At 63.1% G+C, this 15,237-nt stretch carries 15 protein-coding genes; 7 read left to right on the top strand and 8 right to left on the bottom strand.

From position 1 onward, the window contains the following. Nucleotides 1-128: 128 nt before the first annotated feature. The 4 genes from LXM55_RS11270 to LXM55_RS11255 all read right to left on the bottom strand — a co-directional run bounded on the left by LXM55_RS11270 (nucleotide 129) and on the right by LXM55_RS11255 (nucleotide 4,266). On the bottom strand, nucleotides 129-2,180 hold the full coding sequence (locus tag LXM55_RS11270; protein ID WP_233320435.1) for a putative bifunctional diguanylate cyclase/phosphodiesterase: 2,052 nt from the start codon (nucleotides 2,178-2,180) through the stop codon (nucleotides 129-131). Nucleotides 2,181-2,483: 303 nt separating this feature from the next. Continuing rightward, nucleotides 2,484-3,080: a superoxide dismutase gene (locus tag LXM55_RS11265; RefSeq protein ID WP_011063080.1), complete on the bottom strand. Its 597-nt coding sequence runs from the start codon at nucleotides 3,078-3,080 to the stop codon at nucleotides 2,484-2,486. Nucleotides 3,081-3,256: 176 nt separating this feature from the next. Further along, nucleotides 3,257-3,859 (bottom strand): LysE/ArgO family amino acid transporter, encoded by a 603-nt coding sequence (locus LXM55_RS11260; RefSeq protein ID WP_233320434.1) that lies wholly within the window; start codon nucleotides 3,857-3,859, stop codon nucleotides 3,257-3,259. Nucleotides 3,860-3,861: 2 nt separating this feature from the next. Further along, nucleotides 3,862-4,266, bottom strand: a complete 405-nt coding sequence (locus LXM55_RS11255) for an ACT domain-containing protein (protein WP_233320433.1) — start codon at nucleotides 4,264-4,266, stop codon at nucleotides 3,862-3,864. Between the two features lie 110 nt (nucleotides 4,267-4,376). Between LXM55_RS11255 and LXM55_RS11250 the strand changes: the two genes are divergently transcribed. From LXM55_RS11250 to LXM55_RS11235, 4 genes are all read left to right on the top strand, one after another. Next, nucleotides 4,377-5,276, top strand: a complete 900-nt coding sequence (locus tag LXM55_RS11250; protein ID WP_233320432.1) for a LysR family transcriptional regulator ArgP — start codon at nucleotides 4,377-4,379, stop codon at nucleotides 5,274-5,276. Between the two features lie 97 nt (nucleotides 5,277-5,373). Further along, a complete protein-coding gene (locus LXM55_RS11245; protein ID WP_233320431.1) occupies nucleotides 5,374-6,366 on the top strand; it encodes an NAD-dependent epimerase/dehydratase family protein in 993 nt (330 codons plus the stop codon). A 106-nt stretch (nucleotides 6,367-6,472) separates the two neighbouring features. After that, a complete protein-coding gene (locus LXM55_RS11240; RefSeq protein ID WP_233320430.1) occupies nucleotides 6,473-7,312 on the top strand; it encodes an ATPase in 840 nt (279 codons plus the stop codon). A gap of 122 nt (nucleotides 7,313-7,434) precedes the next feature. Further along, the gene (locus LXM55_RS11235) at nucleotides 7,435-8,280 is read left to right on the top strand and encodes a cache domain-containing protein (protein WP_233320429.1); all 846 of its coding nucleotides are present in this window, start codon (nucleotides 7,435-7,437) and stop codon (nucleotides 8,278-8,280) included. Between the two features lie 99 nt (nucleotides 8,281-8,379). Here LXM55_RS11235 and LXM55_RS11230 read toward each other — a convergent pair whose 3' ends face one another. Next, nucleotides 8,380-9,897, bottom strand: coding sequence for an MDR family MFS transporter (locus LXM55_RS11230; RefSeq protein ID WP_233320428.1), 1,518 nt, complete (start codon nucleotides 9,895-9,897; stop codon nucleotides 8,380-8,382). A 395-nt stretch (nucleotides 9,898-10,292) separates the two neighbouring features. Between LXM55_RS11230 and LXM55_RS11225 the strand changes: the two genes are divergently transcribed. Then, nucleotides 10,293-11,207, top strand: a complete 915-nt coding sequence (locus tag LXM55_RS11225) for a helix-turn-helix domain-containing protein (protein ID WP_233320427.1) — start codon at nucleotides 10,293-10,295, stop codon at nucleotides 11,205-11,207. On the opposite strand, the gene LXM55_RS11220 is transcribed toward LXM55_RS11225, so the two are convergent. Next, the gene (locus LXM55_RS11220) at nucleotides 11,200-11,376 is read right to left on the bottom strand and encodes a hypothetical protein (protein ID WP_233320426.1); all 177 of its coding nucleotides are present in this window, start codon (nucleotides 11,374-11,376) and stop codon (nucleotides 11,200-11,202) included. The genes LXM55_RS11225 and LXM55_RS11220 overlap by 8 nt on opposite strands. A gap of 151 nt (nucleotides 11,377-11,527) precedes the next feature. Beyond that, nucleotides 11,528-12,433 carry a LysR family transcriptional regulator gene (locus LXM55_RS11215; RefSeq protein ID WP_233320425.1) on the bottom strand — a complete coding sequence of 302 codons (906 nt, stop codon included), beginning with the start codon at nucleotides 12,431-12,433 and terminating at the stop codon, nucleotides 11,528-11,530. A 114-nt stretch (nucleotides 12,434-12,547) separates the two neighbouring features. Here LXM55_RS11215 and LXM55_RS11210 point away from each other — a divergent pair, with 114 nt between their 5' ends. Together LXM55_RS11210 and LXM55_RS11205 are read left to right on the top strand one after the other, a co-directional pair. Then, on the top strand, nucleotides 12,548-13,432 hold the full coding sequence (locus LXM55_RS11210) for an MBL fold metallo-hydrolase (protein WP_233320424.1): 885 nt from the start codon (nucleotides 12,548-12,550) through the stop codon (nucleotides 13,430-13,432). Between the two features lie 69 nt (nucleotides 13,433-13,501). Then, nucleotides 13,502-14,116, top strand: coding sequence for an NAD(P)-dependent oxidoreductase (locus tag LXM55_RS11205; RefSeq protein WP_233320423.1), 615 nt, complete (start codon nucleotides 13,502-13,504; stop codon nucleotides 14,114-14,116). Between the two features lie 118 nt (nucleotides 14,117-14,234). On the opposite strand, the gene LXM55_RS11200 is transcribed toward LXM55_RS11205, so the two are convergent. Further along, entirely contained in the window at nucleotides 14,235-15,116 is an 882-nt protein-coding gene (locus tag LXM55_RS11200) for a LysR substrate-binding domain-containing protein (RefSeq protein WP_233320422.1), read from the bottom strand. Nucleotides 15,117-15,237: the final 121 nt, after the last annotated feature.

The raw sequence follows: 15,237 nt of genomic DNA, 5'->3' as shown, positions 1-15,237 counted from the left end.
CGCGAGGGCGCGCAAAAACTGCGACATAATGCGAAAGATTTGCATTATGTGTAAAGGGCTGCGCTTGTAAATATTTCTTATTCAGCAGGGGATTGCGCTGGGTCAAGCTTGCCAGCGCGATGCCTTGCTCAGAGGATGGCCGCGTTGCTGCGCTGGGCCTGTTTCAGGTAGGCCCCCAGCTCCCGTGCGGGCAGGGGTTTGCTGTAGTAGTAGCCCTGACCTTCATGGCAGCCTTCGGCAATGATGTAGGTCTCTTGCTCGGCGGTTTCCACGCCTTCGGCAATCACCTGCATGCCCAGGCTCTTACCCAGCTGGATGATCGCCCGCACGATGGTGGCATCGTCGTCGTCATCCAGCAGGTCCTGGACGAAGCTCTTGTCGATCTTGATCTTGTCCAGGGGCAGGCTTTTCAGGTAGCTCAGTGACGAATAGCCGGTGCCGAAGTCGTCGATGGCAATCAGCGCGCCGGAGCGACGCAGGCTCAGCAGGTGCTGGGCGGCGGTGCTGATGTCTTCCATCAGGCCGGTTTCAGTGACTTCCAGTTCCAGGCTGCGCGGCGGCAGGCGGTAGATCTGCAACAGGTTGTTGACCACCCGTGGCAGTTCCGCGTGGTGCAGTTGCACCGTGGACAGGTTGACGGCCATGCGCAGCTCGCTGAAGCCCATGTCATGCCATTCGCGCAGTTGGCGGCAGGCCTGGTCCAGCACCCACTCGCCGATGGCGATGATGGTGCCGTTCTGCTCCGCCAGGGGAATGAACAGGTCCGGCGGCACCAGGCCGTGCTCGGGGTGCTGCCAGCGGATCAGGGCCTCGACCCCCACCACCCGATGATCGCGATAGCTGATCTGCGGTTGATAGACGAGGAAGAACTGCTCCCGGGCCAGGGCTTCACGCAGGTCCTTTTCCAGCTCCCGGCGCCGGCGCATCTCGCTGTCGACGCTGGCGATGTAGAACTGATAGCGGTTGCGTGACCGGCTCTTGGCCAGGGTCATGGTCTGTTCGGCTTTCTGCAGGAGCTTTTCCGTGCTGTCGCCGTCTTCCGGGAACAGGGTGATGCCGATGGTGGCGCGCAGGCGGATTTCCTGGTGATCGAGGGCGAAGGTGGCTTCCAGGTCATCGAGAATGCTCTGGGCCAGCTCCGCTGCTTCATAAGGCTGTTCGATATCGGCCTGGACCAGGGCGAACTGATCGCCCCCAAGGCGTGCCAGCGCACCCAGCCTGCCGCTGTGGCCGCGCAGGCGATCGGCCAGGGCCAGCAGCAGCTGGTCGCCGGTCTGGTAGCTGAACTGTTCGTTGATGCCCTTGAAATCATCCAGCCCGACACACAGCACCGCGACCCGGCGTTGCAGGCGCCCGGCGTCCACCAGGATCTTGTCCAGTTGCTGCTGCAACTGCTGGCGGTTGGGCAGGCCGGTGAGAAAGTCGTACTGGGCCATGCGCAACAGACTGTTTTCCGCTTCATGGCGCAAATGGGTATTGCGCTCGATAGACGCGAGCAACTGATTGGCGGTGTTGATCCAGATCCCCAGCTCATTCTTTTCGTGGCCCTTGAGCAGGGGCAGCTGGTGTTCGCTGGGGCGGTCGGGATTGATGTTGGTCAGGTGCTCGATGATGCGCGACAGCGGCTTGGTCAGCAGCCAGTGATAGACCAGGTACAGCACCAGGCCCATGGCCAGGGCCCGCAGGACTCCGGAAATGAAGATGATCACCGAACTGACAATGAAGCCCTGGCCGTAGGTCGCGGTGTCGAGGGTGATGCTCAGGTCGCCGTAGTATTCGCTGTAGGGGCCGCGGCCCACCAGTTGCGTGGTAAAGGTGCGTTCCTGGCCCAGGATCAGGTCGGTCAGCCAGCGGCTGGAGGACTTCTGCAGGTCGCGGGATTTTTCCGCCAGCATGGTCTCGTTCGGGTGGCCGATGGAGGCCATGCGCACGGCGTCATCCTGGAACAGGCCTTCAATCACTTGCATGCCCATTTCCCGATCCAGGCTGTAGACCGCCTGTGTCGATGGGTCGCGAAACATGTCGAGAATGCGCTGGGCATCGTTAGCTACCGCCTGCCGAGTCTTGTAGGCATCGAAGACGATCTGGGCGCAGCTCAGGACTACGCCCACTATGAGTGCCGACAGCAGCACAACCCGGAGCAACTTCACCGACAAGCTGTTTTTGAGTTCCAGCTTCAAAGGGCTATTCCTTGTTCCGTGCGTGTAGCGTCAAGTTGCCATGAGTATTGGCAATCCCGTGATGGCAGTCAAAGCGACATTAATGCCGAGTACAGGACGTCTGCGGGCCAGGCCCGGGTGATCAGAATCAGGATTGCTCGTGCTGTGGATAGTGTGTCGGTAGCGACGCCGTGCAACTTGAGGGGTGGCGTTGTTTTTTACATCAGATGAATCTTAGCGCCTCGGTGGGGCGGGACAAGATGCCAGCTTTGTCCGAGGCAAAAAAAACCCGGCCAGGCCGGGTTTTTTGCACTGCAAACGGACTTAAGCGACGAAGTTCTTGCCTTCGAACTGCTCAGCCACGAATTTCCAGTTGACCAGGTTCCAGAACGCTTCGACGTACTTAGGACGAACGTTGCGGTAGTCGATGTAGTAGGCGTGTTCCCAGACGTCGCAGGTCAGCAGCGGAGTGTCGCCGCTGGTCAGCGGGTTGCCGGCGCCGATGGTGCTGGCCAGGGCCAGGGAACCGTCAGCCTTTTTCACCAGCCAGCCCCAGCCGGAACCGAAGGTGCCAACCGAAGTCTTGGTGAATTCTTCTTTGAACTTGTCGAACGAACCGAACGCAGCGTTGATGGCTTCAGCCAGGGCGCCGGTAGGTTGGCCGCCGGCGTTTGGCGCCAGGCAGTTCCAGTAGAAAGTGTGGTTCCAGACCTGGGCTGCGTTGTTGAAGATGCCGCCCGAAGAGGTTTTGACGATCTCTTCCAGAGTCTTGCCTTCGAACTCGGTGCCTGGCACCAGGTTGTTCAGGTTCACGACATAGGTGTTGTGGTGCTTGTCGTGGTGGTATTCCAGGGTTTCCTTGGAAATGTGCGGCTGCAGGGCGTCGTGTGCATAAGGCAGCGGCGGCAATTCGAAAGCCATGATGATTCTCCTAATCAGGTCAGTTGCGGTGAGCGCAAGGCCGATCACGGGCGGCCAGACAAGCGCCGGGGAGTTTGTACTCTTTGCGGCGCAGGGTTCGGATCATAGCACCGGGGGTGCGGCTTAACCACGCAACAACTGTGTGGGATAGAGGTTCCAGAGCCTTTTGGAATAAGTCACGCAGCGCTGATCAGCTGGAACGCCACGCTGAACATCATCAGTGCCACCAGCAGGTCGAGAATCCTCCAGGTGCTCGGTCGGGCGAGCCACGGAGCCAGCCAGGCGGCGCCCAGGGCCAGGGTGAAGAACCACAGCAGCGAAGCGCTCGCAGCGCCGACCACATAGGCACCCGGTTCAGTCTGCTGGGCCCCCAGCGAGCCGATCAGCAGCACGGTGTCCAGGTACACATGGGGGTTGAGCAGGGTCACCGCCAGGGCGCTGAGCATGACCGCGCGCAGCGAGCGCACGGTCTGTCCTTCGCCTTGTTGCAGGCTCTGTTTCGAGCAGGCCCGGAGCAAGGCCTGGGCGCCGTACCAGATCAGGAATGCCGCGCCGCCCCAGCGTGCTACCGCCAGCAGCATCGGGCTCTGGGTGAGCACAGTGGCCAGGCCGAACACGCCCGCCGCCACCAGCAGCGCATCGCAGGTCACGCACAGCGCCGCCACCGGCAGGTGGTGTTCGCGACGCAGGCTCTGCGCCAGGACGAAAGCGTTCTGAGTGCCAATGGCCATGATCAGGCCGGCGGCCACCAACAGGCCGTTTACATAGCTTTGCCACATGATTACTGCTCCTCGCCAGCGGCCAGTCGTTGCAGCACCTGCATGGCCCGCCCGGCATCCGCCTGGCCGACAAACAGGTGGTCGTGGTAGTAGCCGGCGATCACGTTGCAACTGATCCCGGCCTGGCCCAGGGCGCCGGCGAAGGCGGCGGTCAGGCCTACGGCGTGCAGCGCCGAATGCACGTTGAGGGTGATCCAGGCGGCGACATAGTCGAAGTCCAGGCCCAGGCGCTCGGCCTGTTGGCGGGTGATGATCACGGTCAGGCCTTCGCGTTCGTGAAAGCTGCCCAGCACTTCGCAGTCCTGCAGCTGGCCGCGGTCCTTGATAGAGCAGAAGACGTACTCGCCGTCGTTGAGCTGCGGGCTCATGCTGCGCAGCAGGGTAGCGAGGGAGGTTTCACCGGCCATGAATAGAATCCTTGAGCGAAGAGGCGTTGCAGAGGCTTTACGCTGGCTATTTTCCGGTTCCAGGCTGTATAAGAAAAACCAATAGTGCTGATCACTCATTAGGGAAACTGATGTTCGACTACAAATTGCTTTCGGCGCTGGCCGCGGTGATCGAACAGGCAGGGTTCGAACGTGCGGCCCAGGTGTTGGGTTTGTCGCAGTCGGCGATTTCCCAGCGCATCAAACTGCTGGAGGCCCGGATCGGCCAGCCCGTCCTGGTGCGGGTGACGCCACCGGCGCCCACGGAAATCGGCCGGCGCCTGCTCAACCATGTGCAGCAAGTGCGCCTGCTGGAGCGTGACTTGCAAAGCCTGGTGCCGGCGCTGGACGAGGAAGGCCTGCCGGAGCGTTTGCGCATCGCCCTCAACGCCGACAGCCTGGCCACCTGGTGGGCCGAGGCGGTGGGCGACTTTTGTGCCGAGCACCATTTGCTTCTGGACCTGGTGGTGGAAGACCAGACCGTCGGCCTCAAGCGCATGCGCGCCGGGGAAGTGGCCGCGTGCGTCTGCGCCAGCGAGCGCCCGGTGGCCGGTGCGCGCAGCCTGTTGCTGGGGGCCATGCGTTATCGGGCCCTGGCCAGCCCGGCGTTCATCGCCCGGCATTTCCCCCAGGGTGTGCGTGCCGAACAGTTGCCGCGCACGCCGGCGCTGGTCTTCGGCCCCGACGATTTCCTGCAGCATCGCTACCTGGCGTCCCTGGGCGTCGACGGTGCTTTCGAGCATCATCTGTGCCCGTCTTCGGAAGGTTTCATCCGCCTGACTGAAGCCGGCTTGGGATGGGGGCTGGTGCCCGAGTTGCAGGTTCGCGAGCAAATGCAGCGTGGCGTGCTGCGGGAGCTTTTGCCGGATAAACCCATCGATGTACCGCTGTACTGGCATCATTGGCGCAATGGTGGGCAATTGCTGGGCATGCTGACCGAGCACCTGGCCCGTTTATCGGCACAATGGCTGGTGCCCTGGGAGCAGCCATAAGCGTCAAGCGACAAGCTGCAAGTCGACAGCTTGCGCACTGATTTTTAACTTGCAGCTTGTAGCGCGTAGCTCGTCACTGCTTTCTTAGGAATATTTCATGAAGATTCTGGTTACCGGCGCAAGCGGCTTCATCGGCGGGCGCTTCGCCCGCTTTGCCCTTGAGCAGGGCCTGGATGTGCGGGTCAATGGCCGTCGCGCGCAAGCCGTGGAGCATCTGGTGCGCCGTGGCGCCGAGTTCATCCAGGGCGACCTGAGCGATGCCGACCTGGTGCGCGAGCTGTGCCGCGATGTCGATACCGTGGTGCATTGCGCCGGGGCCGTGGGGTTGTGGGGGCGCTATCAGGATTTCCATCAGGGCAATGTGCTGGTCACCGAAAATGTGGTCGAAGCCTGCCTCAAGCAACGGGTTCAACGCCTGGTGCATCTGTCCTCGCCGTCGATCTATTTCGATGGCCGCGATCACCTGGGGCTGACCGAGGAACAGGTGCCCAAGCGCTTCAAGCACCCGTATGCGGCCACCAAGTACCTGGCCGAACAGAAGGTCTTCGGCGCCCAGGAATTCGGCCTTGAAGTGATTGCCCTGCGTCCGCGTTTCGTCACCGGCGCCGGCGACATGAGCATCTTCCCGCGGCTGCTGAAGATGCAACGCAAGGGACGCCTGGCGATTGTCGGCAACGGCTTGAACAAGGTCGACTTCACCAGTGTGCACAACCTCAACGACGCCCTGTTCAGCAGCTTGCACGCCAGCGGTTCGGCCCTGGGCAAGGTCTACAACATCAGCAACGGGGCGCCGGTGCCGCTGTGGGACGTGGTCAATTACGTGATGCGCCAGATGCAGGTGCCGCAAGTCACCCGTTACCGCTCCTTTGGCCTGGCCTACAGCGTCGCGGCACTCAACGAGGGCTTCTGCAAACTCTGGCCCGGGCGCCCGGAGCCGACCCTTTCGCGCCTGGGAATGCAGGTCATGAACAAGAACTTCACCCTGGATATCAGCCGCGCCCGGCATTATCTGGGTTATGAGCCCAAGGTCAGCCTGTGGGCTGCCCTGGATGAGTTCTGCGCCTGGTGGAAAGCCCAGGACATAAGCTGAAACCAAAGACGGAACCGAGTTTGCCCGGCCCGGTCCATTGGCCGGGCGAATTAGCGGTTTATACTCGCCGCACTCAGCCACCACTGCGGTTCACAAAGGTTGCCCCATGCGTAACGATGCAAACGATGATTTCGATGACGTTCCCAGTCTGCGCGCCGATCCTCTGGACAACGATGTCTTCCCTACCACCAGCGCCGCCCGCGAGCGTACCTCCGTGCATTCGCGCAGTACGCCGGTGGTCAAGGTCAAGGGCCCGAGCACCGGTCCGCTCTGGGCACTGGTGGGCGCGCTGTTCTTTGCCTTCATTGGCCTGGCCTGGTGGAGCTTTCAGCAGATCTCGCTGATGGAGCAGCAATTGGTGGCGACCCAGGAAAGCTTCGCCAGGATCAGCGAGGAAGCCGCCGGGCGCTTGCAGGACATCTCCGGCAAGGTGGTGGCCAGCCAGACCAATGTCACCACCGACAGCGAAGCGCTGAAGTTGCAGATCAAGCAGTTGGAGAGCCGCCTGCAGGACCAGAGCCGGCAGCAGCAGGGCGTGGCGGGGCAAGCCACCGACCTGGACAAGCGCCTGGCGCAGATGAGCGCGCAGACCGCCGAGCAGCAAGCGGCCAACAGCCAGTTGCAGGCTCAGGTGAAAGCCCTGAGTGGTGAACTGGCGAGCCTGAAAGGCGCCCAGGCCGATGGCGGCAAGGTCGATGCTCAGCTCAAGAGCCTGAGTGCCGACCTGGCGGCGTTGAAGAAACAGGGCAATCCGAGCGCTGCCATCGAACGTCTGGAGCAGGACCTGATCGTGCTCAAGAGCCAGCAGGACAACCGGCCCGCCGCGGCGCAGAACGGTGCCAGCACTGCCGAGTTCGATGCGTTTCGTGGTCAGGTGACCCGCAACATCAATACCCTGCAAAGCCAGATCCAGAACCTGCAACAGCAGATCAACACTCGCCCCTGATGGGCGCCGCCTTCCCATGCCAGGCGTGGGAAGGCGCCGGGTAACCCCCGTTCGCTGAATGTTTCCGCATATCCCGCAGCCGTCTACGCTCTTCGAACGCCAACACGAGCGAGGAGCGGGTGATGAGACTGTGGCTTGGAAGAACCTGGTTGAGCGGGTTGCTGCTGTTGTGTTTCAGCCCACTGCAGGCCGCGCCGGCGGTGGATGACGGCGCCGCGGCCCGAGCGTTGTTGGAAAAGGCCTTGAGCTATTACCACGATCAGGGTGACAAGGCGTTCGCCGCCTTCAGCCGCCAGGGCGAGTTCGTCGACCAGGACCGCTATGTGTTCGTGGTGGATACCCGCGGTGTGATGCTGGCCAGTGGCGGGCCCTCGTCGGCGTTGATCGGCCGCGATGTATCGCAGGTACTGGGGCCGGATCTGCGCAAGGCGTTCAAGGAGGCTTTGCAGACCCCCGAGGCCAATGGCATCCAGCAGGCCGAGTACCGCTGGCAGAACTGGGCCGACGGCAAGATCGAGCGCAAGCATGTGTATTTCCAGCGTGTCGGCGAGCGCATTCTGGCGGTGGGCTACTATCAGCCCCGGGCCTCGGCCGAGCAGGCCAAGGCGTTGCTGGAGCGGGCGGCCAGCGCCTTGGGCACGGACCGCGCGGGCACGCTCAAGGCGATCAACCAGTTGCAGGGTGGTTTTCTAGAGGACGACCTGTACGTGTTCGTGGTGGACCTCGACAGCCGGCGTTACCTGGCTCATGGCACCAACTTGCGCTTGCTCAACACCGATTTTGCCAAGGTCAGGGACCCCGAGGGCAAGCCAGTGGGCGAGCCGATGCTGGCGCTGCTGGCCCGGCAGGATCAGGGGGAATACCAGTACCGCTGGAAGAACCCGGTGACGGGCAAGGTCGAGGACAAGCATGCCTATCTGCGCAAAGTGGGGAACCTGCTGGTTGCCGTGGGGTATTACAGCCCCTGATCGCTGAGCCTGTAGCCGCAGGCGGCGATCGGCCGCGCGCCCGTCGTGGCTGAAGGTTTAGCGTGCGCCAACGGCTTCATCGGTGAGCGCTCGGCCGAGTCAGCGCGCCTTGTCTTCACGACCGCGCAGCAGGCGATTGGGCATGGCGATCGCCGCTGCCAGCCCCAGCAGGGAAACCCCGGCGCTGACCAACAGCAGATGCTGGAAGGTCAGCAGCAACTCGGCCCGCAGGGCATCTCGCGCCGGGCCGGGGGCTGCATTCAGGCCGTCGAGCAAGGCATTGCCAGAGGTTCCTTCCCCCATCAGCCCAGCGCCACTCAAATGCGCCAGGCTGGAGTCTTGCAGCAGGGCCAGCAGCAACGCCGACATCAGCGCCACGCCCACCGCGCCGCCAAGCGCGCGGAACAGGTTGGTGGTGCTGGTGGCGACCCCGATATCCCGTTGTTCCACCGAGTTCTGCGTGCCCACGAGGGAGGTCGGGAACTGCATGCCGCCGGCGATCCCGCAGAGCAGCATGAACAGGCTGCTCTGCACCACCGACTGCGGCGGGACCAGGGCCATGCCGAGGATCGACAGCGGCATCAGCAGCGCGCCACTGAGGATCATCGGCTTGTAGCGCCCGGTCACCGAAGTCAGGCGTCCGGCGCAGTAGGCGCCCATCGGCAAGCCCATGGCCAATGGCAGCAGATGCAGGGCGGCGCTGTCGGCCCCGGCGCCGGTGATGCTCTGGAAGCGCAGCGGCATCAGCACGATCAGTGAAATGGCCTGGAAGCTGGTGAAGAAGATCGTGCACCAGCACAGCAGCGCGTTGCGGTTGGTGAACAGGTGCATCGGCAGCAGAGGCTCCCGGGCCCGGCGTTCATGCCAGGCGAACAGCGCCAGGACGATGACGGCGATGGCCAGCAGATCGAGCACTTCGGCGCTGCGCCAGGAGTACCCCTGGCCCACCTGGGTGATGCCCAGCAGCAGGGCGCTCAGGCCGATGATCATCAGCACCGTGCCGAGGTAGTCGATGACCGGCTTGCGCTGTGGCACCGGCAAGCCGATCAGGGTGCGGTGCGCCACCCACCAGGCGCCCAGGCCCAGGGGCAGGTTGATCAGGAACACCCAGCGCCAGGAGAGGAATTCGGTCATGTAGCCGCCGAGCACCGGGCCGGCGACGCTGGCCACCGCGTACATGCTGCTGAAGTAGCCCTGGTAGCGGCCGCGCTCCCGGGGCGGGACGATGTCGCCGATGATCGCCTGGCTCACCGAGATCATGCCGCCGGCGCCGATTCCCTGGAAAATCCGCGCCAGTACCAGTTGCTCCATGTTTTGCGCCAGGCCGCAGAACAGCGATGCCAGCGTGAACAGCCCCATGCCGAACAGCATCAAGCGGCGGCGTCCGTAGAGGTCGCCAAGCTTGCCGTAGATGGGGACTGCCACGGTCATTGCCACCATGTAGCCGGAGATCACCCAGGCCAGCAGGCCGACGTCCTTGAACTGAGCGGAAATGGCCGGCATGGAGACCGCGACGATGGTCTGGTCCAGGGCGCCGAGAAAGATCGCCAGCATCAGGGCGATCAGCACACTGCGAATGGCCGGTTTGGGCGGGCCAGGCTGTTGAGGGTGGGGCACGGAAGAACCTGCGGGCAGAGAATGACCCGGCGGAACAGGGTCGGTGGAGATGGGCGTCAGTGTACTGGATAGGAGCCTACTAGATAGCCATACAAGGAAGTCGCCAGGGATATTTCATCTGGGCTTTACTGGGGGAATCGCTGCTGCGCGAAGATTTGGGGCGCCGCGCGAGTGCATCTTTTGTTACGTGTGATTCGCTGGTAATGGGACGCATTCTGTATAGTGTCCAGCCGCTGGCGGTGCTTCGAACGCTGGCCGGATCAATGTTTTCTTGTGTTGCCGGTGCTTGCATTTGTCCCGGGTGCGCCCGTTTATTGAAGGGCACTCGCGGCGTCTGCAGATTGATCGCTCATCGGTGCCCACATCCCCCGTCACTTGAGGCCTGGACCGTAGTGATGAACAAGCCTGCCCTTGCGTCGATTCCGGTGTTCAAACTCTATGGCGAGAGCCAGGACTGGCCCACTCCGGACCTGCTTCACTGCGAACCCATCAACCAGCGCAGCCGCGAGCACCAGTGGGAAATCAAGCCGCATCGGCATGCCGACCTGTGCCAGCTGCTGTTTGTGCGCCGTGGCCAGGCCGAGCTGGAAGTCGAGGGCCAGCGGACGCTGCTGGGCGAATCGATGGTCCAGGTCCTGCCGCCGCTATCGGTGCATGGCTTTCGTTTTTCTGAAGACATCGAAGGCTACATCGTGACGCTGGCCGTGCCTCTGGTCGCCCATCTGCAAGCCCAATGGGGGCAGGCGCAAAGCACCCTGGCGAAGTCCGCGGGGTATCCGGCAGGAGCGGATGAGGAATACCTGAACGGCTTGTTCGCTGCCCTGCAGCATGAGTATCAGGGCCAGCAACCTGCTCGGGAAATGCTCATGCATGCGCTGGTCAGCAGCATCGTGGTCTGGGTCGGGCGCCAGGCATTGCAGCTCAGCAGTGCCAGCCGTCGCCCGCATCGCGCCCGGGAGTATTTCAATGGCTTCATCCAATTGGTGGAGGCCCATTACCGCGAGCATATGAAGGTCGAGGAGCTGGCCCACAAGCTGGGGATTTCCGTGTCGCACCTCAACGGCACCTGCCGTGAACTGGCCGGGCAGCCGGCGCTGCAGATCATGCACGAGCGCCAGTTGCTGGAAGCCAAGCGCCTGCTGACCTACACCGGGATGACCATCTACGAGATTTCCGCTGACCTGGGCTTTTCCGACCCCACCAACTTCACCCGGCTGTTCCGGCGCCGGGTGGGGATCTCGCCCAAGGTCTTCAGGGACCGCCTGAAAGCCGATCAGACCGGCGATGGCGATTCGTTGTCGCTCACCTGAGGGCGTTCAAGGTGGCGTTGTGGGGCATGCAGCGTTCCAGGTTGCAACTGGCGTAGTTGCGCGGTTGCATGCGGGCCTGCTCCACGCGATAAGCGGCAGTACCGTACAGCGCCAGGGTCACCGAGCAGGTCATGAAGATGGCCAGGTACCTTCTTGTCTTGACGTTCATGGCAACGACCTCTGAACCAATACCCCCTTGGTTTAAGGGGGTACTGTTATCAGCATAGGTCAGTTGTGGGGGCTTGCCAGACCCGCGCCCCGCCTGGTTGGCAAGGTATTCAGCAGTTGGATCGAGCGGCCGACCAGCGGCGTGCGACGCCCTACAAACCTTCGTCCCAGCGCGGTTCCTGGGGAAACCTGAGGACCAGGAAATCCAGCATGCTGCGCAAGGTTGCCGGCATGTGCTTGCGCGAGGCATAGACCGCGTACATGTTCATCGTGCGTGGTTCGGCGTGGGCCAGCAGGCGCACCAGTTCACCACGCTTGATGTACTCGCCCGCCTGGTAGCTGGGCAGCATGGCGATCCCGGCGCCGGCCATGGTGGTGCGCAGCAGGGTACTGGCCTCGTTGGCGCTGATGTTGCCCTGTACCGGCACCGATACCTGTTCACCGTCCTGTTCGAAGTGCCACAGGCTCTTGCCGAAGTAGGAGTGAGTCAGGCAGTTGTGCCGGCTCAATTCTTCGACCCGCTGGGGCGCCGGATGCTCCAGCAGGTAGGCCGGCGAAGCGCAGATCACCGAGCGGCACACCGTCAGGCGCCGGGCGATCAGGTTCGGGTCCAGGTCGTTGCTGGTGCGGATCGCCAGGTCGATGCGCTCATCCACCAGGTTTACCGTGCGATCGAGCATCTGCAGGTCGATGCTGACCCCCGGGTACCGCTTGACGTAGTCGGCCACGGCGTCCGCCAGTTGTGACTGGCCGAACGAGGTGCTGACGCTGATGCGCAGCAGGCCGCGAGGCGCGTCGTCCGGTTCGCCGACCGCGGCCTGCATGTCGTTGGACAGCTCCAGCATCTGCCGGCAGCGGGGCAGGATCTCGCCGCCGGCGGCAGTCAGGCTGAGCTTGCGCGTGGTGCGGTGCATCAGCCGGGCGCCAACCCAGTCTTCCAGTTCCGCCAGATACCGTGAAACCACGGGACGCGACAGGTCCAGGTGGTCGGCGGCAGCCGACTGGCTGCCCAGGTCGACGACGGTAACGAAGACCCGCATTGCTTGGAGACGATCCATAATTTGCCCGCTTTCAGAAACAAACTATGTTCAAGCATCGCATTTTTTGTAACGAGTCTGGCAACTAAGCTTTGTCCACTTCCCACCCAGTCAACAGACGCCGGAGCTGCCCCCATGATCGGATTCACTTCACTCAAACGCTTGCTGCTGGCCACCGCCACTCTGGGGTTTGCCGCCCATGCCGCGGCCGCCGAGCCCAGCCTGCAGCTGGATGTCTACAACCCGGGCGCCAATGCCATCTTCCCGGTGACGTCGGTGCTGGTCAGCGGCAAGAAGGACGCGATCCTGGTGGACGCGCAGTTCGGCAAGTCCCAGGCCCAGCAACTGGTGGACAAGATCCGCGCCAGTGGCAAGCACCTGACCACCATCTACATCAGCCACGGTGACCCGGACTACTACTTCGGCCTCGACACCCTGACCGCCGCCTTCCCCGACGCCCAGGTCGTGGCCTCGCAGCCGACCGTGGATCACATCAAGGCCACGGTGGACGGCAAGCTGGTGTTCTGGGGCCCGAAAATGGGCGCTGACGTGCCGGCCAAGACCATCGTGCCCGGCGTGCTCAAGGGCCACAGCCTGACCCTGGAAGGGCAGAAGCTCGAAGTCATCGGCCTGGACGGCAAGCAGCCGGACCGCAGTTTTGTCTGGATCCCGTCGATCAAGGCGGTGGTCGGTGGCGTGGTGGTCGCGGAAAACATCCACGTGTGGATGGCCGATACCCAGACGCCACAGTCCCATACGGACTGGCTGAGCACCCTGAAGACCATCGATGGCCTGAAACCCAAGACCGTGATTCCCGGGCATTTCCTGGGTGACAGCGCCCGTACCCTGGCCCCGGTGCACTTCACCGCGGACTACATCAAGGCCTTCGACGAAGAGACGGCCAAGGCCAAGGATTCTGCCGCACTGATCGCGGCCATGAAGAAGCGTTACCCGGACCTGGGCGAAGACAGTTCCCTGGAGCTGAGCGCCAAGGTTGCCAAGGGCGAAATGAAGTGGTGAAACCGGTTTGACCCGCTCCCTTGTGGGAGCGGATGCCTCTGTACTCTCTTAGCCAACTGGAGACACATCATGAGCAACATCGCAATCATTGGCGCCACCGGCCGTGCCGGTAGCCAACTGCTGGAAGAAGCCCTGCGTCGCGGTCACAGCGTCACCGCCATCGCCCGTAGCACAGCGAAGATCGGCCAGCGTGCCGGCGTGGTCACCCGCGAAGTGGATGTGGCCGACAGTGCTGCGCTGCAGGCGGCAGTGGCCGGTCACGACGTGGTGATCAGTGCCGCGCATTTTTCCAGCATCCCGGCCAATGCCATCATCGACCCGGTGAAGAAGGCCGGGGTCAAGCGTCTGCTGGTGGTGGGCGGGGCCGGTTCGCTGCTGCTGCCGGGCGGCAGCAAGGTCATCGACAGCCCGGGCTTCCCGGAGGAATACAAGGCCGAGGCCAGCGCCGGTGGCGTGTACCTGGACACCTTGCGCAAGGAGCAGGATCTGGACTGGACCTTCCTCTCGCCGTCGGCGGAGTTCGTCGAGGCAGAGCGTACCGGGCACTTCCGCCTGGGCCAGGACGATCTGCTGGTCAGTGCCGAAGGCCGCAGCTGGATCAGCTTTGCCGACTACGCCATCGCCATGCTCGATGAAGTGGAAAAACCGGCTCATCGCCGCCAGCGTTTCACCGTTGGTTACTGATTAGCGGCCAATTGCCCCGGTAGTCGCCTGATCTAGTCGGCTACCGGGGTGTTGCACTCAGTGTCGAAGGCCCCACGCGGGCCTTTTCGCTGTCTGCCGGTATCAGGTTTTTTCTCATTCAGCGCTGTCGGGCCTGCTCCACCAGCCAGTCCAGCAGTTCCTGCAGGGCCGCCGAAGGCCCTGGGCGCTCCGGGTACACCAGGTAATACGCCTGCCCCGTGGGCACCTTCAATTCAAAAGGCATGACCAGCCGCCCGGCACTCAGGTCATCGCCAATCAACGCCCAGTCGCCAATCGCCACGCCCGTGCCCTGGGACGCCACGGACATCGCCAGGTCCAGGGTTTCGAAGTGCTGGCCCTTGCCCAGAGTGTTCAGTGGTGTGCCTGCGGCCTTGAGCCAGGTCTGCCAGTCCCGTTGATCGTGGGACGGGTGCAACAGCAGGTGTTGTTGCAAGTCGGTGGGGCTTTTGAGTGGCACCGTGCCTTCCAGCAGCGGCCGGGAGCAGACCGGGGTCAGTTGTTCATTGAACAGGTGCCGCGAGCCGAGGGTCGGGGCCGGCGGCGCGCCATACATCACTGCCGCGTCAAACGGCTCGCGGCCGAAATCCACCCCGTGGGCAATGGTCGTGGTCAGTTGCACCGGCACCTCGGGGCGCTCCTTCTGCCACTGCAGCAAGCGGGGCAGCAGCCAGCGCATCACACAGGTCGGCGCCTTGAGCCGCAGGTGGCGCTGCTGACCGCCGATCTCGTCCACCGCGCCATTGATCAACTCGAACACCTGCTGTACCCGTGGCAGCCATTCCCAGCCTTCGGCCGTGAGGCTCAGGCCGCGGGCCTGGCGCTGGAACAACGGATAGCCCAGATGGCTTTCCAGCCCGGCGATCTGTCGGCTCACGGCGCCTTGCGTGATGTGCAACTGCTCGGCGGCGCGGGTGAAGTTGCAGCACTGGGCGGTGACCAGAAAAGTGTGCAGCGCGGGCAAGGGGGGAAGGCGTTTCATGGATAGCCAAGGCATGACGTGGGGACATGGCTAGTATGACTTTTTATCCATTGTTGCGGCTACCGGCGCGCCGTTCCAATAGCCCTCTCCCGGCGCCCGGCAGTAGCGCCCGCCGGGTATC

The sequence above is a fragment of the Pseudomonas sp. Au-Pse12 genome (genome assembly GCF_021341665.1).
In the GTDB taxonomy this organism is placed as follows: Bacteria; Pseudomonadota; Gammaproteobacteria; order Pseudomonadales; family Pseudomonadaceae; genus Aquipseudomonas.
The sequence above is the reverse complement of the archived record's forward strand: the minus strand, read 5'-3'. Positions and strand labels throughout refer to the sequence as shown.

What these genes read in the sequence shown, in the direction of transcription:
- LXM55_RS11265 (WP_011063080.1), bottom strand. Translation starts at nt 3,080, where the DNA reads ATGGCTTTCGAATTGCCGCCGCTGCCTTATGCACACGACGCCCTGCAG.
- LXM55_RS11260 (WP_233320434.1), bottom strand. Translation starts at nt 3,859, where the DNA reads ATGTGGCAAAGCTATGTAAACGGCCTGTTGGTGGCCGCCGGCCTGATC.
- LXM55_RS11255 (WP_233320433.1), bottom strand. Translation starts at nt 4,266, where the DNA reads ATGGCCGGTGAAACCTCCCTCGCTACCCTGCTGCGCAGCATGAGCCCG.
- LXM55_RS11250 (WP_233320432.1), top strand. Translation starts at nt 4,377, where the DNA reads ATGTTCGACTACAAATTGCTTTCGGCGCTGGCCGCGGTGATCGAACAG.
- LXM55_RS11245 (WP_233320431.1), top strand. Translation starts at nt 5,374, where the DNA reads ATGAAGATTCTGGTTACCGGCGCAAGCGGCTTCATCGGCGGGCGCTTC.
- LXM55_RS11240 (WP_233320430.1), top strand. Translation starts at nt 6,473, where the DNA reads ATGCGTAACGATGCAAACGATGATTTCGATGACGTTCCCAGTCTGCGC.
- LXM55_RS11235 (WP_233320429.1), top strand. Translation starts at nt 7,435, where the DNA reads ATGAGACTGTGGCTTGGAAGAACCTGGTTGAGCGGGTTGCTGCTGTTG.
- LXM55_RS11225 (WP_233320427.1), top strand. Translation starts at nt 10,293, where the DNA reads ATGAACAAGCCTGCCCTTGCGTCGATTCCGGTGTTCAAACTCTATGGC.
- LXM55_RS11220 (WP_233320426.1), bottom strand. Translation starts at nt 11,376, where the DNA reads ATGAACGTCAAGACAAGAAGGTACCTGGCCATCTTCATGACCTGCTCG.
- LXM55_RS11215 (WP_233320425.1), bottom strand. Translation starts at nt 12,433, where the DNA reads ATGGATCGTCTCCAAGCAATGCGGGTCTTCGTTACCGTCGTCGACCTG.
- LXM55_RS11210 (WP_233320424.1), top strand. Translation starts at nt 12,548, where the DNA reads ATGATCGGATTCACTTCACTCAAACGCTTGCTGCTGGCCACCGCCACT.
- LXM55_RS11205 (WP_233320423.1), top strand. Translation starts at nt 13,502, where the DNA reads ATGAGCAACATCGCAATCATTGGCGCCACCGGCCGTGCCGGTAGCCAA.
- LXM55_RS11200 (WP_233320422.1), bottom strand. Translation starts at nt 15,116, where the DNA reads ATGAAACGCCTTCCCCCCTTGCCCGCGCTGCACACTTTTCTGGTCACC.